The sequence below is a fragment of the Janthinobacterium sp. GW458P genome, assembly GCF_002127585.1.
Lineage (GTDB): Bacteria > Pseudomonadota > Gammaproteobacteria > Burkholderiales > Burkholderiaceae_D > Janthinobacterium.
Genome location: NZ_NEGZ01000001.1, coordinates 162880 through 184581, shown reverse-complemented (window position 1 = coordinate 184581; position 21702 = coordinate 162880). Strand labels below are relative to the sequence as shown.

Annotated in this window: 19 protein-coding genes and 1 pseudogene; 12 read left to right on the top strand and 8 right to left on the bottom strand. The window is 64.4% G+C overall.

Features of this window, described 5'->3' with window-relative positions; all coding sequences use genetic code 11:
* Positions 1-2 precede the first annotated feature (2 nt).
* The 3 genes from CBW50_RS00780 to nirK are packed head-to-tail and all read right to left on the bottom strand — an operon-like array spanning position 3 to position 4500.
* A complete protein-coding gene (locus CBW50_RS00780; protein WP_086143733.1) occupies positions 3-2282 on the bottom strand; it encodes a nitric-oxide reductase large subunit in 2280 nt (759 codons plus the stop codon).
* Positions 2283-2296: 14 nt separating this feature from the next.
* The gene (gene ytfE, locus CBW50_RS00775; RefSeq protein ID WP_086143732.1) at positions 2297-2974 is read right to left on the bottom strand and encodes an iron-sulfur cluster repair protein YtfE; all 678 of its coding nucleotides are present in this window, start codon (positions 2972-2974) and stop codon (positions 2297-2299) included.
* Positions 2975-3006: 32 nt separating this feature from the next.
* Positions 3007-4500 (bottom strand): copper-containing nitrite reductase, encoded by a 1494-nt coding sequence (nirK, locus tag CBW50_RS00770; RefSeq protein ID WP_086143731.1) that lies wholly within the window; start codon positions 4498-4500, stop codon positions 3007-3009.
* Positions 4501-4650: 150 nt separating this feature from the next.
* Between nirK and norR the strand changes: the two genes are divergently transcribed.
* Positions 4651-6207 carry a nitric oxide reductase transcriptional regulator NorR gene (norR, locus tag CBW50_RS00765; protein WP_086143977.1) on the top strand — a complete coding sequence of 519 codons (1557 nt, stop codon included), beginning with the start codon at positions 4651-4653 and terminating at the stop codon, positions 6205-6207.
* Between the two features lie 13 nt (positions 6208-6220).
* Here norR and CBW50_RS00760 read toward each other — a convergent pair whose 3' ends face one another.
* Positions 6221-6562 (bottom strand): cytochrome c, encoded by a 342-nt coding sequence (locus CBW50_RS00760; RefSeq protein WP_086143976.1) that lies wholly within the window; start codon positions 6560-6562, stop codon positions 6221-6223.
* A 14-nt stretch (positions 6563-6576) separates the two neighbouring features.
* Entirely contained in the window at positions 6577-6906 is a 330-nt protein-coding gene (locus CBW50_RS00755) for a cytochrome c (protein WP_076566305.1), read from the bottom strand.
* Between the two features lie 220 nt (positions 6907-7126).
* On the opposite strand from CBW50_RS00755, the gene CBW50_RS00750 reads away from it, so the two are divergent.
* The 8 genes and pseudogenes from CBW50_RS00750 (at position 7127) to CBW50_RS00720 (ending at position 16622) form a co-directional block, all read left to right on the top strand.
* Positions 7127-7996 (top strand): MoxR family ATPase, encoded by an 870-nt coding sequence (locus CBW50_RS00750; protein ID WP_076566303.1) that lies wholly within the window; start codon positions 7127-7129, stop codon positions 7994-7996.
* 9 nt (positions 7997-8005) lie between these two features.
* The gene (locus tag CBW50_RS00745) at positions 8006-8656 is read left to right on the top strand and encodes a GNAT family protein (protein WP_086143730.1); all 651 of its coding nucleotides are present in this window, start codon (positions 8006-8008) and stop codon (positions 8654-8656) included.
* Positions 8650-9819, top strand: a complete 1170-nt coding sequence (locus CBW50_RS00740) for a VWA domain-containing protein (protein ID WP_086143729.1) — start codon at positions 8650-8652, stop codon at positions 9817-9819. Before CBW50_RS00745 ends, CBW50_RS00740 begins: the two co-directional genes overlap by 7 nt.
* 312 nt (positions 9820-10131) lie before the next feature.
* Positions 10132-11319, top strand: coding sequence for a cation:proton antiporter (locus CBW50_RS00735; RefSeq protein WP_172404640.1), 1188 nt, complete (start codon positions 10132-10134; stop codon positions 11317-11319).
* The gene (locus tag CBW50_RS00730; protein ID WP_086143727.1) at positions 11320-12450 is read left to right on the top strand and encodes a YbdK family carboxylate-amine ligase; all 1131 of its coding nucleotides are present in this window, start codon (positions 11320-11322) and stop codon (positions 12448-12450) included.
* A 288-nt stretch (positions 12451-12738) separates the two neighbouring features.
* Positions 12739-13221, top strand: a pseudogene (locus tag CBW50_RS29850) (sigma-70 family RNA polymerase sigma factor); the annotation flags it as partial.
* A gap of 81 nt (positions 13222-13302) precedes the next feature.
* Positions 13303-14055 carry a FecR family protein gene (locus CBW50_RS29845; RefSeq protein ID WP_367301818.1) on the top strand — a complete coding sequence of 251 codons (753 nt, stop codon included), beginning with the start codon at positions 13303-13305 and terminating at the stop codon, positions 14053-14055.
* Positions 14056-14150: 95 nt separating this feature from the next.
* On the top strand, positions 14151-16622 hold the full coding sequence (locus CBW50_RS00720; protein ID WP_086143725.1) for a TonB-dependent receptor: 2472 nt from the start codon (positions 14151-14153) through the stop codon (positions 16620-16622).
* On the opposite strand, the gene CBW50_RS00715 is transcribed toward CBW50_RS00720, so the two are convergent.
* Both CBW50_RS00715 and CBW50_RS00710 read right to left on the bottom strand, forming a co-directional pair.
* Positions 16619-17716 (bottom strand): alginate lyase family protein, encoded by a 1098-nt coding sequence (locus CBW50_RS00715; RefSeq protein ID WP_086143724.1) that lies wholly within the window; start codon positions 17714-17716, stop codon positions 16619-16621. The two genes, CBW50_RS00720 and CBW50_RS00715, sit on opposite strands and share 4 nt — an antisense overlap.
* Entirely contained in the window at positions 17713-18708 is a 996-nt protein-coding gene (locus tag CBW50_RS00710) for a gamma-glutamyl-gamma-aminobutyrate hydrolase family protein (protein ID WP_086143723.1), read from the bottom strand. The genes CBW50_RS00715 and CBW50_RS00710 overlap by 4 nt, the downstream gene beginning before the upstream one ends.
* Before the next feature lie 217 nt (positions 18709-18925).
* On the opposite strand from CBW50_RS00710, the gene CBW50_RS00705 reads away from it, so the two are divergent.
* The 3 genes from CBW50_RS00705 to CBW50_RS00695 are packed head-to-tail and all read left to right on the top strand — an operon-like array spanning position 18926 to position 20806.
* Positions 18926-19243: a hypothetical protein gene (locus CBW50_RS00705; protein ID WP_226935430.1), complete on the top strand. Its 318-nt coding sequence runs from the start codon at positions 18926-18928 to the stop codon at positions 19241-19243.
* Entirely contained in the window at positions 19240-20277 is a 1038-nt protein-coding gene (gene dapA, locus CBW50_RS00700) for a 4-hydroxy-tetrahydrodipicolinate synthase (protein ID WP_086143722.1), read from the top strand. Before CBW50_RS00705 ends, dapA begins: the two co-directional genes overlap by 4 nt.
* Before the next feature lie 10 nt (positions 20278-20287).
* Complete coding sequence (locus tag CBW50_RS00695; protein ID WP_253251887.1) at positions 20288-20806, top strand: cobyrinic acid ac-diamide synthase; 519 nt, start codon at positions 20288-20290, stop codon at positions 20804-20806.
* 133 nt (positions 20807-20939) lie between these two features.
* Here CBW50_RS00695 and CBW50_RS00690 read toward each other — a convergent pair whose 3' ends face one another.
* Positions 20940-21689: a TorF family putative porin gene (locus CBW50_RS00690; protein WP_086143974.1), complete on the bottom strand. Its 750-nt coding sequence runs from the start codon at positions 21687-21689 to the stop codon at positions 20940-20942.
* Positions 21690-21702: the final 13 nt, after the last annotated feature.

Below are 21702 nucleotides of genomic sequence, written 5' to 3'. Positions count from 1 at the left end.
GCTCACAATGGTATGCCGGCAGCCGCCGGCCGCGTGCCCTCGCTCACCTGCGGCCTTAGCAACCCCAGCACCACCTGCAGCGCCATGGCCACCGCGCCGACGATGAACACCACGTCGCCGAAGGTACGTATCCAGCGCAGGTTCTGCAACAGCGGCTGCTGCATGAATGCCTCGCTGCGCGCATGCCACAGGCCTTCCGTCACGCTGGCGTGGAACTGGATGATGCCAATCGGCAACAGACTGGTAAAGATCATCAGCGCCAGGCCCCCGTTCAAGCCCCAGAACGCCGTCTTCATCAACGCAGGGCTGAAGCGGTAATCGGGCCGCAAATAGCGCAGCACCAGCAAGGTAAAGCCCAGCGCCAGGAAGCCGTACACGCCGAACAGCGCCGCATGCGCATGCACGGGAGTCGTGTTCAGGCCCTGGATGTAGTACAAGGCCACGGGCGGATTGATCATGAAGCCCAGCACGCCCGCGCCCAGCATGTTCCAAAAGGCGACGGCGACAAAGCACATCAGGGGCCAGCGCAGGTTTTCCATCCACGGCGCGCGTTCCTTCAGGCGCCAGTTCTCCCACGCTTCATGGCCCAGCACGATCAGCGGCACCACTTCCAGCGCGCTGAAGCTCGCGCCGATGGCCATCACGGGCGTGGTGGTGCCGGCAAAGTACAGGTGGTGGAAGGTGCCGGGTATGCCACCGAGCATGAACAGCGAAGCCGACGCCAGGCTGGCCGTCGTGGCCATGCGCACCGACACCAGGCCCAGGGTCGAGAAAATGAAGGCCAGCGCCGTGGTGGCGAACACTTCAAAGAAACCTTCCACCCACAGATGCACCACCCACCAGCGCCAGTATTCCATCACCGATAAATGCGTGCGTTCGCCGTAGAACAGGCCGGCGCCATAGAACAGCCCGATGGCGCCCACGGACGCAGTCAGCAGCGCCAGCAGGTTCCTGTCGCCGCCCGGCTGGCGCAGGGCCGGCACGACGCCGCGCAGCATCAGCACGAGCCACAGCAGGATGCCGACGAATTTGCCGATCTGCCACAGCCGTCCCAGGTCGACATATTCATAGCCCTGATGACCGAGCCAGAAATTCCACTCGGGCGGCATCACTTGCGCGATGGCCAGGTAATTGCCGATAAACGAGCCGACGACGACCGCGACCAGGGCCCAGAACAGCACGTCGACGCCGAGGCGCTGCCACTTCGGGTCCTTGCCGCCGTTAATCAGGGGCGCGAGGAACAGGCCGGCGGCCAGGAAGCCCGTGGCGATCCAGAACAGCGCGGCCTGGATATGCCAGGTGCGCGTAAGCGCATACGGGAACCAGCGCGACACGTCGATGCCGTAGAACTGCTGTCCTTCCACCGTGTAGTGCGCCGTAAAGCCGCCGATGAAGACCTGGAAGATGAACAGCGCCACCACCAGGAACAGGTATTTGCCCAGTCCGCGCTGCGAAGGCGTCAGCGCGAAAGTGGTGAGCGGGTCGCGCGGACCGGCCGCCGGCAGCGCTTCGTCATGGTCGCGCAAGAAGGCCCAGCCCCAGACGAGGAAACCCACGCCGGCCAGCAGCACCACCACGCTGGCGACCGACCAGACGAGGTTTTCGCCGCTGGGCTGGTTGCCGATCAGCGGCTCGTGCGGCCAGTTGTTCGTATAGGTCACTTTCTGGCCCGGACGCTCGGTGGCGGCAGCCCACGCCGTCCAGAAGAAGAACTGCGTCATCTGCGCGCGCCGCCCGGCGCTGGGCAGGGTGTTTTCCTTCATGGCGAAATGCTCGCGGCTGGCGTGCAGCGCAGGCGCGTCCGAGAACAGCTGGTCGTAATAGTGCGCCGTGCTGGCCATCGCCTGCACGCGGCGCGCCGACAGATGCAGTACTTGTTCTTCATCGACCCGGTTGGTGCGGTATTCCAGCTTGAGCGCCTCGCGCAGCGCCGCCTGCGCGGGGCCGTCGAGCGCCGCGTATGCCTTGCCATGCTGCTCTTGCGCGGCCAGTTCCAGCCAGGCCGTCAGTTCGCGGTGCAGCCAGTCGGCTGTCCAGTCAGGCGCCTGGTAGGCGCCGTGGCCCCAGATGGAGCCCAGCTGCATGCCGCCGACGGATTGCCAGGCCGTCTGGCCGTCGAGGATGCCCTCGCGGTCGAACAGCTGCCGGCCGTCCTGCGCCAGCACTTGCGCGGGAATCGGCGGCGCCTGCCGGTAGACTTCCGTGCCGTAATAGCCGAGCAGCGAGAACGTCACGATCAGCACACCGATCAGGGTGAACCAGAGTTTCTTGTAGGGACCCATGGGTCTTTCCTTTGTCAGTGCACCACAGCCGGCGCAAAGCGCTCGAACAGGATATTGTTTTCAGTATGGATATGCGCCATCAGATCCTCGCGGAAGGTGCGCAAGCCCGTGTACAGCGCGCGCCAGGTGGTGCAGGCGCCGGCCGGCGCGGTGATGTCGTTCGTCATCGCCTCCATCGCGCGCAAGGCCACGCCATGGTCGTCATGCTCCATGCGCATCACGTTGATGGGCGCGCCGGCCCTGGGGCCCTGGCCGCGCACGATCATGGGGAACAGCACGTCTTCTTCCTTGCGCATGTGGCTTTCCAGCTCCTGCGCCATGGCCGACAGGTGTTCCGCCAGCCCGTGCGGACAGTCGGCGCGGTCGCCGTGCACCTGCTCGACCTTGCGCGCCAGGCGTATCAGCTCGGGCAGCTGCTCGCGATGCACGGCGTGGTAGCGCGCCAGGATGTGTTCCACCAGCTCGGTGGCCGAAGCGTCCTGCCAGTCACGCGCGCCGCTGGCGTCAATCCGTCCGGCCAGCACTTCCAGTTCCTTGACGATGGGCGCCGGGTCCACGCCGGCCGCTTCGGCCGCCGCGCGCAGGGTCTTGTTGCCGCCGCAGCAGAAATCGAGGCGGTGCGCATCGAACAGGCGCGTGGCGCCGGGGATGCGGCGGGCCAGCTGGCCCAGGGATTGTTCGATCATTTCCATAACAGTTCCTTGATGATGAATGGGGGGTTGTTTTATTGGACGGCGCCCGCGTGGTAGACGCCGGGCACGGCTTCGCCCGTCACTTCCAGCACGCCCACGGCGCCCTTGCCGGCGCGCGACAGCGCATGGTCGACCAGCAGATAGCTGCCAGGATGCTGTACCTTGAGTTCGACGATGGTCGCGCCGCCCGGCGCCACCAAGGTGGTTTGCACGTCGTGTTTCGGGCTGCTGATGGAGCCTTCGCTGTACACCTTGTCGAAGATCTCGCCGATGATGTGGAACGATGAAATCTTGTTCGGGCCGCCCACGCCGAAATAGATGCGCACCGTCTCGCCGACTTTCGCCTGCAATTTGTGCGTCTTGCTCAGGGCCCCAACTTCGCCGTTGAAGACGTAGTAGTCGGGTAGTTCATTGGCCATTTTTTCCAGGTTCGGTTCCTGGTGCACGGGCGCGCCGTGTGGACGTCCCGTATACATCTCGCCCTGCATCACGTAATACTCGCGGTCGACTTTCGACAGGCCGCCTTCCGGTTCGACCAGGATCATGCCGTACATGCCGGCCGCGATATGCTGCGGCACCAGCGGCGTGGCGCAGTGGTAGACGAACAGACCCGGATTGAGCGCCTTGAAAGTGACGGTCTTTTCCTGCCCCGGCGCCACCTGCGTATGCTGTCCGCCGCCATGGCCGCCCGTCACCGCGTGCAGGTCGATCGAGTGGATCATCTTGCTGTCCCTGGCGTTGAACAGGGTCAGTTCCACCGTGTCGCCCACTTTCGCGCGCAGCATGGGGCCGGGCACTTGCCGGTTGAAGGTCCAGTAGGTAAAGCTGGTGCCGTCATCGAGCTTGCCCGGCAATTCAACCGTCTCCATGCGGTATTTCAGGGTTTGCGGCGCGCGCGCGCCGATGGCGGAAGGCACTTGCGCCGGATTGGCCGCCACGCTGACGGCCGACGGATCGGGGCCGCGCATCGGCGACGGCGCGGGCGTGTACAGGGCCAGCGCGGCGGCCTGGCTCGATTCGCCCGCTGCGCTGCCGGCGCCAGCGGCCTTCGGTGCCCCGGCTTCGGCCAGCGAGGCGCCGGCGACTTCCAGCTTGCCTTCCATGCCGATCTGGCGGTGGCCGGGAATCGAGCAGTAATAGGTGAACGTGCCGGCGCGCGTGACCTTGAAGCGCACGGTGGTGCTGCCGCTGTTGGCGCTGAATTTGCTTGATGCCACATTGAGTTCCGGGATCAGCAGGTCGTGCTCGGCGCCTTCGCCGCTTTTCAGCACGAGTTCGACCGTGTCGCCCACCTTGGCCGCCAGCACGGGATTGACCTGCCCTTTGGCATCGATGAAGACCATCTTGCCGTCGACGATATTGGTCTGCAGCTCATAGCGCTTGAGCGTGGCGGCGGCAGGTTTGGCCGCAGTGGCGGCAGTGGCGGCGGCGCTGGCCGGCAGGCTCGCCTGGGCCTGCACGGACAGGGGCATGGCCAGGACACAGACGGCGGCGGCAATGGCGCGGAGGGAGGGAGTCGTTTTCATCAGGCTTTCCTTGGTCTTGTATGCCGGTTTGGCCCCCTTACCTACGCAAACGGCGTGCCAGGAAAAACTTGTTTTAAATCAATGATTTGAAAAATGCAGGGTAGTTACAACCCTGGCCGGACATGGTTGCATATACCATTCATGGTGAATATGACCACTTCCGCCACCCACCTGCTGTTGCTCACCGACCTGGTCGCCGACTTGCCCGTGGCCGTGCGCCTGCAGCGCCTGGTCGGCAGCCTGCGCGCGCACTTCGGCTGCGAGGCCGTGGCCTTGCTGAAACTCGACGGCGAGCATCTGCGCCCCGTGGCGATGGCGGGCCTGGCCAGCGATGCGCTGGGACGCCGCTTTTCCGTCGCCGACCATCCGCGCCTGGCCGCCATCCTGCAGCGGCGCGGCGTGTTGTGCTTTCATCACGACAGTTCCCTGCCCGATCCCTATGATGGCTTGATCGCCGAGCGGGCCGGCGAGCCGCTGCCTGTGCATGACTGCATGGGCATGGCACTGGACCTCGAAGGCGAGCGCTGGGGCGTCATCACCCTCGACGCCCTGCGCGTCGGCACCTTCGATACCACTGCGCAGCGCGAACTCGCAGAACTGGCTTGCGCCATCGAGGCGGCCGTGCGCGTGACCCGGCTGGAGACGGAAATCCGCGCCCTGCGCCTGTCGGGCGGCGCCATGCAGGCCGCTGCGCAGGCGCCGCGCGAGGAACACGACTTCGTGGGCCAGAGCGGCGCCATCACACAGCTGCTGCACGAATTGCAGGTGGTGGCCGATTCCGAACTGCCCGTGCTGCTGCTGGGCGAAACGGGCGTGGGCAAGGAACTGTGCGCGCACCGCCTGCACCGGCTGTCGCGCCGTGCGGGAAAACCATTGATTCACGTCAATTGCGCGGCCTTGCCGGAATCGCTGGCCGAAAGCGAGCTGTTCGGCCATGTACGGGGGGCCTTTTCCGGCGCCGTCAGCGACCGGCCGGGGCGATTCGAGGCGGCCGAAGGGGGCACGCTGTTTCTCGATGAAGTGGGAGAATTGCCATTGTCCATCCAGGCCAAGCTGCTGCGCACCTTGCAAAATGGCGAAATCCAGCGCCTGGGCGCGGATCGGCCGCGCCGGGTCAACGTGCGCGTGATCGCCGCTACCAACCGCAGCCTGCGCGAGCATGTGCGCGACGGCACGTTCCGCGCCGACCTGTATCACCGTTTATCCGTGTATCCCGTGCCGATTCCGCCGCTGCGCGAACGGGGCAACGACGTGCTGCTGCTGGCCGGTGGCTTCCTGGAATTGAACCGCGCACGCCTGGGCTTGCGCAGCCTGCGCCTGTCGGCCGCGGCGGAAGACGCGCTATGCCACTACCGCTGGCCGGGCAACGTGCGCGAACTCGAGCATGTGATCAGCCGGGCCGCGCTGAAAGCCGTGATCCGCGGTGCGGACCGCAAGGAGATTGTAACGCTGGAGAAAGATATGCTTGACCTCGATGCGCTGGAGCCGCCGGCCGGCGCGGGTGCGACGGCGACCGTGCCGGCAGCGTGCGGCACGTCGGCGGCGCCACTGCTCAGCATGCATCAAATCGTGGAAACAAGCCAGCGTCAAGCCATCCGGCAAGCGCTGGCCCTGCATCAGGATAACTGGGCCGCTGCTGCGCGCCAACTGGGACTCGACGCCAGCAACCTGCACAAGCTGGCGCGCCGGGTCGGCATCAAGGCCTGAGCAAGGCCAGAACTCAGCGGTGGATGACCAGGGTGGTCGGCAGACTGTGGAAGTAGGCAGCCAGGTCCTTGATGTCCTGATTGGTCAGCGGCTTGACCTGGCCCGTCATGATGGCGTTGTTGCGGCCGTTGGCCTTGTCGCCCCGTTTATACGCCGTCAGGGCATGTTCCAGGTAATCCTTGTGCTGGCCCGCCAGTTTCGGGTACGAAGGGTCGATGGGCGAACCGTAATCCTTGCCGTGGCAGGTGGCGCAGCTGTATTTTTCCGCCAGGGCCTTGCCCGTGTTGATGTTGCCGGCAGCGAGGGCGGAAAACGAGACGGTGGCGCAAACCAGGGCGGCGAGTAGTGTTTTCATCATCTGGCTGGTCCTCAGTTCGGCTTGGCTTGTTGCGAATAATAGGCGGCGACATCGGCGATATCCTGATCCGACAGGCTGCTGGCGATGCCCTTCATGCTGGGGTGTTTGCGATCGCCCTTCTTGTAGGCTTGCAGCGCATTCTCGATGTATTTCGCCGACTGGCCGCCGATCATCGGCACCTGGAATACTTCGGGGAAGGTCGCCTTGTAGCCAGGAATGCCGTGGCAACCGATACACATTTCCACCTTGGCAGTGGCTGCCTTGGCGTTTCCTACAATGTCAGCCGCTGTGACGGCATTTGCGATGCCGGCAAGCACGAGAAGTGCAAATATTTTTTTCATAGTGGCAAAGTGAACAAAGGTAATCGGAGAAACGCCAGAGCTGGTTTTTATTGATTTTATGTGTTGACAATTAATCTGCTGCTTGCCGATTCTAGCCAAGATATTCTTGCAAGTCCACCTATAAAACCCGCATTGTGTGCGGGTGGGTACAGGCCACCGGCGTGACGCCGCGCCGCAGTTCTGTTTATACTCACCCTTTCATTTCTTTGGCAGACCGCTCATGCAAGCAAAGCACCCCCAGCAAAGCCTCCGCTTCGAAGGTTCCGACAGCTACGTCGCCACCGCCGACCTGAAACTGGCCGTGAATGCGGCGCTGACCTTGCAGCGCCCCTTGCTGATCAAGGGCGAGCCAGGCACGGGCAAGACCATGCTGGCCGAGGAAGTGGCCGCCGCGCTGAACATGCCGCTGATGCAATGGCATATCAAATCGACCACCAAGGCGCAGCAGGGCTTGTACGAATACGACGCCGTGTCGCGCCTGCGCGATTCGCAGCTGGGCGACGAGCGCGTGCGCGACATCCAGAACTACATCGTCAAGGGCGTGCTGTGGCAGGCATTTACGGCACCCGAGCCGGTGGTGCTGCTGATCGACGAAATCGACAAGGCCGACATCGAATTCCCGAACGACCTGCTGCGCGAACTGGACCGCATGGAATTCTACGTGTACGAAACGCGCGAAATGGTCACGGCGCGCCACCGGCCGCTCGTCATCATCACCTCGAACAATGAAAAGGAATTGCCGGACGCCTTTTTGCGCCGCTGCTTCTTCCACTACATCAAATTCCCGGACAAGGATACGATGGAGCAGATCGTCGCCGTCCACTACCCGCACCTGAAACAGGAATTGCTGGCGCAGGCGCTGCAAACCTTCTACGAAGTGCGCGACGTGCCGGGCCTGAAGAAAAAGCCGTCGACGTCGGAATTTCTCGACTGGCTCAAGCTCCTGCTGGCCGAGGACATCCCTGCCGAAGCGCTGCGCAGCAAGGACAACAAGGCCGTCGTGCCGCCCCTGCACGGCGCGCTGCTGAAAAACGAACAGGACGTGCACCTGTTCGAGCGCCTGATGTTCATGTCGCGCACCAACCGCTAAGGAGCGCCGGTGAACGACATCAGCCCGGACAAGGTCTTCGTCCCCCTGGAACTGCACGGCATCCGCCTCGAAGCGCTGGCGCCGCATCACGCACCGGGCCTGCGCGCGGCGGCCATGGATGGCGAACTATGGAATCTGCGCGTCACCTCCGTGCCCGAACCGGACCAGGTGGACCAGTACATCTTCAAGGCCATCGAGATGCGCCCTGCGCGCTTCGCCTTTGCCGTCATCGACGCGGCCAGCGGCGACGTTATCGGCACCACCAGCTACCACGACGTGGTGCCAAACATAGGCCGCCTGGAAATCGGCTACACCTGGTATGCGAAGCGCTGCCAGCGCAGCCACGTCAACACCACCTGCAAATTGCTGCTGCTGGCGCACGCCTTCGATACCCTCGGCTGCGCGCTGGCAGGTTTTCGCACCGATAATTTCAACCATGCTTCGCAGGCGGCCATCGAACGCCTGGGCGCGAAAAGGGATGGTGTGCTGCGTCACCATGCGCTGCGCCGCGACGGCACCGTGCGCGACACGGTCATGTACAGCATCACGCGCGGCGAATGGCCCGAAATTGCCGCCCACCTGCGCTACAAGCTGGCGCAGCGCCCCATCGCCGCACTGCCCCGCTTGGGAGACCCTGGGACAGAGGAAGCACCATGCTGATTGATTTCTTCTTCACGCTCAAGGATGCGAAGATTCCCGTCTCGATCAAGGAATTCCTGACTCTACTTGAAGCGCTGCAAAAGAATGTCATCGACGCCTCGATGGACGATTTCTATTATCTGGCGCGCCTGACCCTGGTCAAGGATGAAGCCCATTTCGACAAGTTCGACCGCGCCTTTGCCCAGTACTTCAAGGGCGTCAATGCGGCCTTCGACACGAACGCGGCGATTCCCCTCGACTGGCTGCTCAAACGCATGCAGCGCGAATTGTCCGAGGAGCAGAAGGCGCAGCTGAAAAAATTCGGCTACGACAAGCTGATGGACCGCCTGAACGAGCTGCTGAAGGAGCAGAAGGAGCGCCACGAGGGCGGCAGCAAGTGGATAGGCACGGGCGGCACTTCGCCGTTCGGCAATGGCGGCACGAATCCGGAAGGCATCCGTATCGGCGGCAAGGGCGGCAACCGCACGGCCGTGAAAGTATGGGAAGCGCGCAGCTACAAGGATTACGACGGCGAGCGCGAACTGGGCACGCGCAACATCAAGGTGGCCTTGCGCCGCCTGCGCAAGTTCGCGCGCGAAGGCGCGGAAGACGAGCTGGCGCTCGACGCCACCATCGCCGCCACGGCCAACAACGCGGGCTATCTCGACATCAGGATGCGTCCCGAGCGCAAGAACCGCATCAAGGTGCTGATGCTGTTTGATGTGGGCGGCAGCATGGACGACCATATCGAACGCACCGAGGAACTGTTCTCGGCGGCGAAGACAGAATTCAAGAACATGGAATTCTTTTACTTCCATAACTGCGTCTACGACTACCTGTGGAAGAACAACCGGCGCCGCAACACCGAGCGCTTTCCCACCTGGGACGTGCTGCGCAAATACCCGCCCGACACCAAGCTGATTTTCGTCGGCGACGCCACCATGAGCCCCTACGAAATCCTGCAGCCGGGCGGCAGCGTCGAATACAACAACGAGGAAGCCGGATCGGCGTGGCTGGCGCGCTTTACCCAGGCGTTCCCGAAATTCATCTGGCTCAATCCGGAAGCGGAAGGATTATGGCAGTACCGCCAGTCCATCGGCGTGATGCGGCAGTTGATGAACAACCGCATGTTCCCCCTGTCGATCGACGGGCTGGAACGGGGCATGCGTCTGCTCAGTAAATAAGAGCACGCAACAAAAAGTCCATGGCGGCATGCCGCCGCCATGCCGTACACTGCGGTGCAGAACTACCGTGCGGAGCATCTCCGCTGCGGGCGGGTACCATAGACTGATATCGGCCCCGCCCCAATTTGCTGCATCTTGTGCGCGGCCGCCATGGCCGCGGCACTGTTCGATTGCGCACATTGTGCGCGCCTTCTGCTCCGGTAGAATCGGCGCATCGCTCTGCGCAAACAATGCACCATCGCTGCACCACGACATTGCCGCGCCAGCTCCCATGCTGCCGGCCGGTGCCAGCGCTATTTCAAAGGAATGAGCATGCAAAGTCTCCTCTCGATCGCCGCCGACCTGTCCTGGCCATTCGCCATTACCCTGGCCTGGGTGGTGGGCGAATTTGGCCACCGCTGGACGGGCCTGCCGCGCATCAGTTTTTATGGCGTGATCGGCTTCATCCTGGCGCAGACGCAGGTGGGTATCCTGCCGCAGACGGACGCGGGCCCCATGCTGGTGCTGGCTGACGTGGCCTTCGGCCTGATCCTGTTCGAGGTCGGCTACCGCATCAACCTGCGCTGGCTGAAGAACAACCCGTGGATCGCCGTCACCGGCCTGGTCGAATCGCTGTTCACATTTGCCGTCGTCTACTTCATCGGCATCGAATTCGGCACCACCTCGATGACGGCGCTGCTGCTGGCCTCCCTGGCCATGTCCACCTCGCCGGCCACCATCATGCGCGTCATCAACGAAGAACGCAGTTCGGGCCAGGTCACGGAACGCATCGTCCACCTGACGGCACTCAATTGCGTGCTGGCCGTGTTCACCTTCAACATCATCATCGGCTTCTGGATGTTCCAGAGCTCCACCGACCTGATCGAGGCGACCAGCAGCAGCGCCGCCGTGCTGGCCGCCTCGGTGGCCGCCGGCACCGTCTTCGGCATCGTCGTGCCGGCCATGCTGCGCCGCCTGGGCAATATGGCGCAGGACGCCACCGTGGCGTTCGCGCTGTCGGTAATGCTGCTCGTCGCGCTGACCTACACCACCAGCCTGTCGCCGCTGCTGGCCACCCTGACATTCGGCCTGGTGGCGCGCCACCGCCGCGTCGCCTTCAGCCAGGCGCAGCGCAATTTCGGCGCGCTGGGCGAACTGCTGACGGTATTGCTGTTCGTGTATGCCGCCTCGACACTGGAATGGGCCAGCGTAACGGCTGGCGCGACCCTGGCCCTGGCCGTCGTTGGCGGACGCCTGCTGACGAAAGTCGTCGGCGTGGCCGCGTTTTCGCATGTGAGCGGCATTTCCTGGCGCAAGGGGGTGCTGACGGGCGTGGCCCTGACGCCCGTCTCCGTCTTTATCATCCTGCTGCTCGAGCACGCGCGCCAGCACGGCGTGAACTTCGGCGACGAATTGAACGCCCTGGCCGCCGTCACCCTGGGCCTGGAACTGGTCGGTCCCGTGCTGGTGCAGCGCGTGCTGATGCTGGCAAAAGAAACCCACGAAATCAAGGAGCGCTAAATGCCGCTGGAACCCTTTGGCCAATCGGCCGCGCTGACCTTCGGCGTCGAACTCGAACTGCAACTGGTGAACCTGTCGGACTATGACCTGACGGCCGCCAGCCCCGACCTGCTGCACCTGCTGGGAAAAAAACCGTTTCCCGGCAACGTCACGCCGGAAATCACCGAGAGCATGATCGAGATCAACTCGAGCGTGCACACGCATCACGGCCCCCTGCTGGAACAGCTGCAGGAAATCCGCGACACCTTGATCACGGCGGGCGACAAGCTCAATATCGGCATCGCGGGGGGCGGCACACACCCGTTCCAGCAATGGTCGTCGCAAAAGATCTTTTCCAAGCCGCGCTTCCAGGAGATTTCGGAACTGTACGGCTACCTGGCCAAGCAGTTCACCATCTTCGGCCAGCATGTGCACATCGGCTGCGCCTCGGGCGACGACGCCATGTTCCTGCTGCATTCGCTGAACCGCTACATCCCCCATTTCATCGCCCTGTCGGCCTCCTCGCCCTACGTGCAGGGACGCGACACCCTGTTCGATTCGGCCCGCCTGAACTCCGTATTTGCGTTCCCCATGAGCGGACGCGCGCCGTTCACGCTGAGCTGGGAGCAGTTCTCCAACGAGTATTTCGCCAAGATGGAGAACACGGGCATCATCAAGAGCATGAAGGATTTTTACTGGGATATCCGTCCCAAGCCGGAATTCGGCACCATCGAACTGCGCGTGTGCGACACGCCGCTGACGGTGGAGCGGGCCGCCGCGCTGGCCGCCTACCTGCAAGCCCTGTGCCGCTACCTGCTCGAACGGCGCGAAGCGCCGCCCGTGGAAGACGATTACCTCGTATATAACTACAACCGCTTCCAGGCCTGCCGCTTCGGCCTCGATGGCGCCATCACGCATCCGAAAACCTACGAAACGATGTCGCTGCGCGAAGACATCATGACCACCCTGCGCAAGATGGAGCCGCACGCCGAGGCGCTGGGCAGCACGCCGGCCCTGAAACACCTGTCGGACGTGGCCAAGCAGTGGAGCGATGCGCAATACCTGCGCAAGCAGCACAGCCTGCAGGGCAGCGCCGAGGGCATGGTCGATTCGGCCATCCGCTGCTTCCGGGGCGAACCCATGAATTACTGACACGGCACGCGCTGGAAGCGTAGGTCGGATTAGCCCATAGAGCGTAATCCGACAATATTGTTAGCGCCAGTGGTGGCGTCGGATTACGCGCCTGCGCGCTAATCCGACCTACAGCCTGGCCGAAGCGACGTCGCGTCCATGCAGTCTGGCCCGCCGGGTCAGACCCCGGCATTCAGCAGCGTCAACCAAAAAAACCACACCCGCCGTTCCCGTCATTTACAGCCACCTCCCCCGCTTGCTACAATGAGAATGATTCTTATTATTGTTTAAAAGCGCAAGGGGAATGCGATGCCGCTGGCAAAGCCGCTACAACGCCACGACATCGCGACACTGTATGCCGACCACCACGGCTGGCTGCAGGGCTGGCTGCGCAAAAAACTCGGCAGCACGGCCTGCGCGGCCGATGTGGCGCACGATACTTTCATGCGCCTGCTCGACCGCGAAGACGCCGTCGCCGCGCGCGAGCCGCGCGCCTTTCTCGCCACCGTGGCGCAGCGCGTGCTGTTCAACCATTACCGCCGCCAGAAACTCGAACAGGCTTACCTGGACGTGCTGGCGCAGCTGCCGCCCCGGCATGCGCCGTCGCCCGAGGAACGCGCGCTGCTGCTGTCCACGCTGTTTGAACTGGACCGCATGCTCGACGGCTTGCCGCCGCCTGTGAAACGGGCTTTCCTGCTGCGCCAGCTCGACGAGCTGCCGCAGGAAGACATCGCGCGCCAGCTCGACATCTCGCTGGCCACGGTAAAACGCCATCTGCAGCGGGCCGGCAGCGCCACACAGGCGTGGCAGCAGCTGCAAACGCAGCACGAACACCTGCCGCCCGCGGCGCACGCGAGCCTGCTGCGCGCTTGCATGCAAGCGAATGCGCCGCGGCGCCACGCCGTCAAGACCCTGGCCCTGCTGCTGGCCTGCGGCGCCTCGCTGTATGCGTTCGAACGCCGCAGCCCGCAGCGCGGCTGGATGGCAGATTACCGCACGGGCGTCAACCAGCGCCGCGTCGTGACCCTCGATGACGGCACGCAGCTCACGCTCAACACCAGCAGCGCCGTCAATATCGTTTACAGCGGCGCGCAGCGCCGCATCGACCTCCTGGCCGGCGAAATCTTCATCGCCACCGGCAAGGATGCCGCGCAACGGCCGTTCTTCGTCGACACGCCGCACGGCAGCCTGCAGGCGCTGGGCACGCGTTTCACCGTGCGCCTGCACGAGCAATACGCCAGCGCCGGCGTGCTCGAAGGCGCCGTCGCCGTGCTGGCCGATGACGGTAGCCAGCGCCTGCTGCTGCGTCCCGGCGATGGCGCCCATTTCGACAGCGCGGACTTGCACCGCCAGGCGCTGGCGCCCTATGGCGGCGCATGGCTCGATGGCATGCTGGTGGCGCGCGACATGCGCCTGGCCGATTTCCTCGCCGAGCTGTCGCGCTACAGCGACCATCCGCTGGGCTGCACGCCCGCCATCGCCGGCCTGCGCGTGTCCGGCTCCTACCCGCTGGCCGACGTCGGCGCCGTCCTCGACACCGTCTGCGCCAGCCTGCAACTGCGGCGCAATACCGTCACGCGCTTCTGGGGCCATCAGGTGGTGCGCATCGAACTGGCTGCCCGCTGAAAAATATTTTCTGCAAAGTGAGCTGTTTTACCGTGCTCGCGTGACTTGGTAGAGAGGTAGTTTCCATCTTGCGCATCCACGAAAGGCTTTATTCCATGCACCACGCTTCGCGTTCCCTCCTTACCCGCACCGTTTTGGCCTGCGCCCTGGCGCAGATCGGCATGGCCCTGGCCCTGCCGGCGCCAGCCCAGGCGCAAAGCCGGCAAGTACGCGCCTACAGCATTCCGGCCGGCGCGCTGGGCGACGTGCTCACGCGCTTCGGCAGCGACAGCGCCATTTTGTTGTCGTTCTCCAGCGACACCACGCAAGGCTTGCACAGCGCCGGCCTGCAAGGCAGCTACAGCCTGCACGATGGTTTCCGCGCGCTGCTGGCCGGCAGCGGCCTGCAAGCCGTGCCGCAGGCGAATGGCGGCTACCTGCTGCAAAAGATCCCCGCCAGTGCCAGCGCACCCACGGCGGACAGCCGCGGCGTCGCTGTCATGAGCGGCGTCACCGTGGTGGCGGAGGCCGAGCGCAGCGCCGCCACCAGCGGCACGGGCAGCTATACGGGCGGCCCCGCCAGCGGCGCCACGGGCCTGGCGTTGACGCAGCGCGAAACGCCGCAGTCGCTGACCATCGTCACGCGCCAGCAGATGGATGACCAGAACAGCAACGCCGTCTCCGACGTCATGAAGAACGTCAATGGCGTGAGCGTGCAAAACTACGACAGCGACCGCTGGAGCTTCCAGGCGCGCGGCTTTGCCGTCACCAATTTCCAGTACGACGGCGTGTCGGCCATCTATGACGGCGTCTACGATTGGGGCACGACCAACAGCGACATGGCCATCTATGACCGCATCGAAGTACTGAAGGGCGCGACGGGCCTGATGAGCGGCTCGGGCGACCCGTCGGCGACCGTCAACATGGTGCGCAAGCGCCCCACCGCCAGCTTCGAGGGTTCGGCCACCCTGGGCGCGGGATCGTGGGACAACTACCGCGGCGAAGCCGATGTCTCCGGCCCCCTGAACGACAGCCGCACGGTGCGCGGCCGCCTGGTGGGCGCCTACCAGGACAAACACTCCTACCTGGACCGCTACACGCAGCAGAAATCCGTCGCCTACGGCATCATCGAGGCGGACCTGACACCCGTCACCCTGCTGACGACCGGCTTCACGCACCAGGATTACAAGCCGCGCGGCTCGACCTGGACGGGCTTCCCCGTGCTGCTGGCCGACGGCTCGCGCACGGATTTCCCCACCGCGTGGAATCCGGCCACCGGCTGGAGCCGCCGCGACATGCAGAACACCACGCTGTTCACCTCAGTCGAGCATAGCTTCGCCAACGCGTGGAAACTGACACTGAGCGCCAACCAGTTGCGCAGCAAGCATGACAGCGTGCTCGGTTCGGCCAGCGGCGGCAATCCCGACCCCGTCACGGGCGAAGGCGCCTATTTCTTCATGGGCAAATACAAGGGCGACCGCCGCCAGACCACCGTCAACGTCGACGCCAGCGGGCCGTTTACCGCCTTCGGCCGCCGCCATGAAGCGATGCTAGGCTACTCCCATTCCAGCGCGAAGCAGGACGGCCCCGTCTACGAATCGGTCTACCCGCCCGTCGCAGGCAGCTATTTCGACTGGCGCGGCCAGTACGCCGAACCGGCCTTCATGCGCCTGGGCAACGACAACGACAGCACGCGCCAGAGCGGCCTGTATGGCGCCGTGCGCCTGCATCCGGCCGACGCGCTGTCCGTCATCGTCGGCGCGCGCGTGAGCAACTACAAGCAGGAGCAGGACCGCAGCTTCTTCGACCCCAAGACCGCGCGCATCACCTCGCGCATCGAGGAAAGCAAGGTCATCACGCCATATGCGGGCGTCGTATATGACCTCGACAAGACCTATTCCGTGTTCGGCAGCTACACCAGCATCTTCGCCCCCCAGAGCAACCGCGACATCAACCGCAACGTCCTCGCCCCCGTGCGCGGCAAGGGTGTGGAGGCGGGCGTAAAGGCCGAATACCTCGATGGCAAGGTCAATGCCAGCGCGTCCCTGTTCCAGATACGCCAGAGCAACGTGGCCAGCTCTGTGGGCGAAGTCAACGGCGAAGAAGCGTATACAGCCATCGACGGCGTTACCAGCCGCGGCGTGGAAATGGAGGTGACGGGAGAGGTGATGAAGGATGTGAAGCTGAGCGCCGGCTATACCTACACCCACGTGCGCGACGCGGATGGCAAGGATGTCTTTTCCACCATGCTGCAAACGACGCAGCCTGCCCATCTGGTGCGCGTGCAAGGCACGTGGCGCCTGCCCGCCAGCCTGGACAAGCTGACCGTCGGTGGCGGCATCAACTGGCAAAGCAGCTACTACGGCAATATCTGGAACCCCGCCATCGAGGACAATGCACGCATCAAGCAGGGCGGCTACGCGCTGGTCAACCTGATGGCGCGCTACGAGATCAGCAAGAATGTCACGGCCAGCCTCAACGTGAACAACCTGCTGGACAAGAAGTACTTCACGGGACTGGGCCTGTTCCAGACGGGTTTTTACGGCGAACCGCGCAATGTGATGTTCACCGTGCGCACGAAGTTTTAACCAATAAGTTTTAATTCACTGCCGTACAGCGCCAGCGCCCAGGCTGGCGGGCGCAATTCCAGCGCCAGGGACAGGTAAGCGGGATCGAAGCGCGCCGCCAGCAGGTACACATTGGCGGCGCCCTTCGGCTCCCAATTCCCTGTAAATCCCTTTTCTCCGGCCGCCACGCGCTTGCGGTCGAAGGGCACGGCGCTTTTCGCGAACTCCTCGTGCGTCTTTTTACCCTGCGCATACGGCGCCAGCCAGGCCAGCGCCTCGCCCAGGCGCCGCGCTTCCGGCGCGCCATACCAGTCGTCGCCGTGCGCCTGCGCCATCAGGGCTGTCGTCAGCAGCGGCTCCAGGCTGTAGGTGGTGTAATGCAGGGCGTCGCGCTGCTCGAAGTCGAAGGGCATGCCGCCGGCGCCGATATTGCGCGGCACATGTGCCAGAAAGCGTTCCTTCGCCCGCGCGACCAGCAAGGCGTCGCCCGTGACATACGCGGCGGCGGTACCAATCTTGATGCGGTGGCTGTGCCAGTTGTTGCGCGCCGTGGACGGGCCTCCGACCTTGACGGGATCGCTCAGATAACCCTGCGCCAGGGTGCGGCAAAACGCCTGCACCTGCTCGCGCTCGACGCCGTTCAAGCGCTCCTGTACCAAATCAAAACCCATCAGCAGGCTGGCCAGCTCCGTCTCGTCGACGGGGCTGAACGACGGCTGGTAGGCGCCGCTCCAGGCCAGCAGCAGCTGGCGCGCCGCCTCGAAATGCGGCATTTCGCCCGACAGGCGCCAGGCCAGCGCCTGCAAGCGCGCCTGGCGCCAGTCTTCCTGCGCCTGCTGGCTGGTTTCGCGTCCGCCCTCCCCCTTCAGCAAGCCGCCCGTGCGCACTTCGGCCATCAGGTGCACGGGCCGCGCCGCGTCCTTGCGCGCCGCCTTGACCACCTGTTCGGCGATGGCCGGCGCCACCCGCGCCTTGAGCGTGCGCGCGCGCACGGCGGACGTCAGCGCAAACGGCAGCGCGCCCTCATGCGGGCGCGGCGCCGCGCGCAAGCCCGCCAGGGGCAGCGCCAGCAAACCGGCCAGCACCGTGCGCCGGCGGATCAGATGCGTACTCAAAACCGCGTCTCCCGCGCCGCGCGCAAAAAGTTATCGAGGATGGGCGTGCAATCGAGCAGCTCGACGCCGCCCGCCGAATGGAATTCCGGGTGCCATTGCAAGCCCATGACGAAGCGCGCCCGCTGGTAGCGGATGGCTTCGACGATATTGTCGCCTTGCGAATATGCTTCCACGGTGATGTCGCGCCCCAGGTCCTTGACCGACTGGTGGTGGATGGAATTGACGAGCGCCTCGCCTGTCTTCGGGAACATGCCTGCCAGCGACGAGCCTTTCGGGAAGACGATGCTGTGGCGGTGGCGGTCATACAAGTCATTGACGTGGGAAGTGGCACCCTCCACGTCCGAGGCGATGTCCTGGTACAGCGTGCCGCCAAAACCCACGTTGATCAGTTGACAACCACGGCAAATGCCCAGCACGGGCTTACCGGCGTCGACGAATTCGTGCAGCAGTTCCAGTTCGTACAGGTCGCGCGCGCGGTCGCCGCTCCACTCGGGCCGCGTGGCCGTCTCGGAATACGTCTGCGGCGAGACGTCGGCGCCGCCCTGCAGCACCAGGCCGTCCAGGTGGCGCGCATAGTGGCGCAGGGTGATGTTACTCGGGTGTAGCAGGCCGCTGGTATTGACCGTCGGGATCATGAACACCAGCACGTCGCGCGACATGACCCACTGGGCGATCGACTCTTCCAGGTATTGCAGGTTCTTGCTGCGCAGGCCGGTGGCGCCCGGCTCGGGGTGGAAAATGCGCGCCGAGATGCCGATGCGCAGGGTGCGCCGCATGAAATCGCGGCTGGCCTTGTCGCGCATCGAGCGGTAGCGCGACGAGATCACCCGCCAGGCCAGCGCCAGCGGCGTGTCATTATCCTTCAGGTAGCGGGGTGCCGCGTCGCGCGCACGGTGCTCATCATCGGGCGCCCGGCGGCCCACCCGGTCAGGCCGCACCGGCGCTGCAGAATCAGTGGAAGAGCGAAGCTGGGGATCTTTTTCGTCTGACATGGCAAGGCTGACTGAAAGCGGAGACGTTTTCAATATAAACCCCCGCCCCCGAAAGCACGATTCAATTTTGTAACAAAAGCATACGCACTGGCATCTGCGCAACATGCCCACGTCCGACGCATACAGTCCGTTTACGCCCACGGCCCCGCTTTTTAGAGAATCTTTACGCCCCCGCTGCTAATCTTGAACGTACCTCAACCACCGCTGCAAAGCCACCATGGAACCCCATTCACGCCTGCAAACGCATCAAGCGCATCAAGCGCATCATGCTCTGCCCCACCGCCATCCCCGCCTGCCCACCTTCCTCATGCATATCACGGTCGACAAATCCTGCCTGGCCGAGCTGCGCCAGCTGGTCGTCAGGACCTGCGGCAGCATGCTGTCGTTCATGCGCGTCGAGGCGGTCGACCATGCCGAGCGCATGAAGGTATGGTTGTGCGTGACGGAACCGGCCCTGCGCCTGACCATGGATGCCGTCATGCGCCTGCTGCCGGCAGCTGAATTTGGCCGTATTAGCCAGGGGAAATCACTATGAACCAGTATGCCTGCGACCAGGCGATGTCTTCATCGCGCATCACCGCGCACTTTCAGGGCATCTGGGTGCCCATGGTCACGCCATTTCATGATGGCGATGGCGACATCGACTTCGACGCCGCGCAGCAGCTCGCGTGCGAACTGGCCACCAGCGGCATTGACGGCCTGGTGGTGTGCGGCACCACGGGCGAAGCGGCCATGCTGAGCGCCGCGGAAAAAACCATGCTTTTAGACAGCGTGCTCGAAGCCGTCGGCCCCCGCTTCCCCGTCGTGATGGGGATAGGCGGCAGCGATACGCGCGGCGTTGTCGCCTCCGTGCAGCGCTATAACGACCATCCGCTGGCCGGCCTGCTGATTTCCGCGCCCGCCTACGTGCGCCCCTCGCAGGACGGCATCGTGCGCCACTTCCAGGCCATCGCCGCCGCCACCGACCAGTCCATCGTGCTGTACAACGTGCCGGCGCGCACGGGCGTCAATATCGAGCCGCAGACGGCGGCGCTGCTGGCGCGCGACTCGCACTTCGTCGCCATCAAGGAAGCCGGCGGCAAGCTGCAGCAGCTGGGCGAACTGCTGCTTGAGACGCGCCTGGACGTCTTGTGCGGCGACGATGCGCTGCTGCTGGCCAGCCTCACCATGGGCGGCCACGGCGCCATGTCGGCCGCTGCCCAGGTGCGCCCCGACCTGTACGCGCAATTGTTCGACCTCGTCAAATCCGGGCGCCACGGCGCCGCCAGCGCCCTGTTCAAGACAATGCTGCCCGTCATTCGCCTGTTGTTCTCCGAGCCGAATCCAGGCCCTGTCAAGGCGGCCCTGGCCTTGCAGGGCAAGGCGCGCGACGAACTGCGCCTGCCGATGACCGCCATGTCGTCCGCCGGCCAGGCCAGGCTGGCTGCGGCACTGGAACCCTTGATGGACCTGCCCCGCTGGACTGCCAGCGACAAAGAAGAGCCGCGCGCAGGCTGTCTGCTGCAGCTGGTCTCCACCGCCAACATCATGCCAGCCGTACGCCAAGATGATCATCGCCATCACGGATGAACGCGGGGGCATGGAGAAGTCCATCGTGGCCGGGCGGTTGGCCGCCTCGCGCGCGCTGGCCGGACGCAAGGTATTGCTGCTCGATGCCGATCCGCGCCAGGGAGCCATGGCACAGGCCAGGAACATGCACGACGGCGCCATGCACGGCAGCGTGACGCGGCCGCGCCTGATGGCGCGCGCCATCAGCGCCAAGGGCGTGCAGCCGGAACTGGAGCACCTGGTGACCTGCTACCACGACATTGTCATCGACAGCGAAGGCCGCGACTCCATGGGCAGCCGCTCGGCCCTGATCGCCGCGCGCGTGCTCGTGGTGCCGCTCGACGGCGTTGCTGACGCCGCCGCGCAGGCTGGCCTGGCGCGCCGCATCGCGCATGCACGCAGCTTCAACCCGGGGCTGCGCGTCCTGTTGGCGACAGATACGCAAGCGGCAGCCGCCCATGCCCTGGCCACGCAGATTCCGGCCGCCCGCGTGGTCGGCCTGGGACAGCTGTATTGCGCCGTCTTCGACAGCCATCACCGCCCCGCATAGCTCCCGACAGCCGGGGTCTGACCTGACGGGGGAGCGCGCCCCAATGGGACGCGCTCCGGTCACGCAGTGACTGACCCTGTTTTTAGCGCAAAAAAGGCGGCGCATGCGCCGCCTCTCCTCTCATCTCCGTCAATTAAAACGTCTTGCTGACCGTCAGCTGCAGTGCCGTCTTGCCCATAAATTTGCCATTTACGGGCGAGGCATACGCCGACTTGCCCGCGTTCGTGCCGATCACGGCCAGCGCGCCCGAAACAAAGCCGAAGTCGCGCGCGACGCCGACTTTCCAGTCCGTGTAGCTAGCCGCGTCATTGTTTTTCACTTTCTGGTGGCCCGCATGCAGGTTGCCGGTCCAGCCGTTCGTCAGGTCGATGGTCGCGCCGATATCGAGGTAGCCGCTGTTCTTGCTGTTGACGATGCCGAACAGGTTCGAGACGGCGTGCGAATACTTGACGTAGGCGGGGCCGTACGACAGCTGGCCGTAGACTTCCTGCGTATCCGCGTCGGCCAGGCCGGCGATGTGCTTCAAGCCGTTGTCCGCATACACATAGGCGAGCACGCCGACGTCATAGCCCACATCGCCGCCCAACTGCCCGCGCTTGCCCGCATACAGGTCCACTTCCACGTCGCCGCTGCCGCCCGCATCCTTGGTCCACTTGATGGTGGAAGCCCAGGCGCCCGCATACAGGCCAGTCGGGTTGTTGATGTAATCCACGCCGCCCTGCAGCGCGGGCTTCAAGCGCGTCTGCGAGATGCCCCGATAACGGTAGTCGGACACGCCGGCCACGTTGAAACTGACTTCATTGTCGGGCTTGGTCTCTTCCGCGTGGGCCAGGCTGCCAGTAAAGGCGGTCGCGACGGCAAGTGCAAGTAACATTTTATTCATGGTTTTTTCTTCT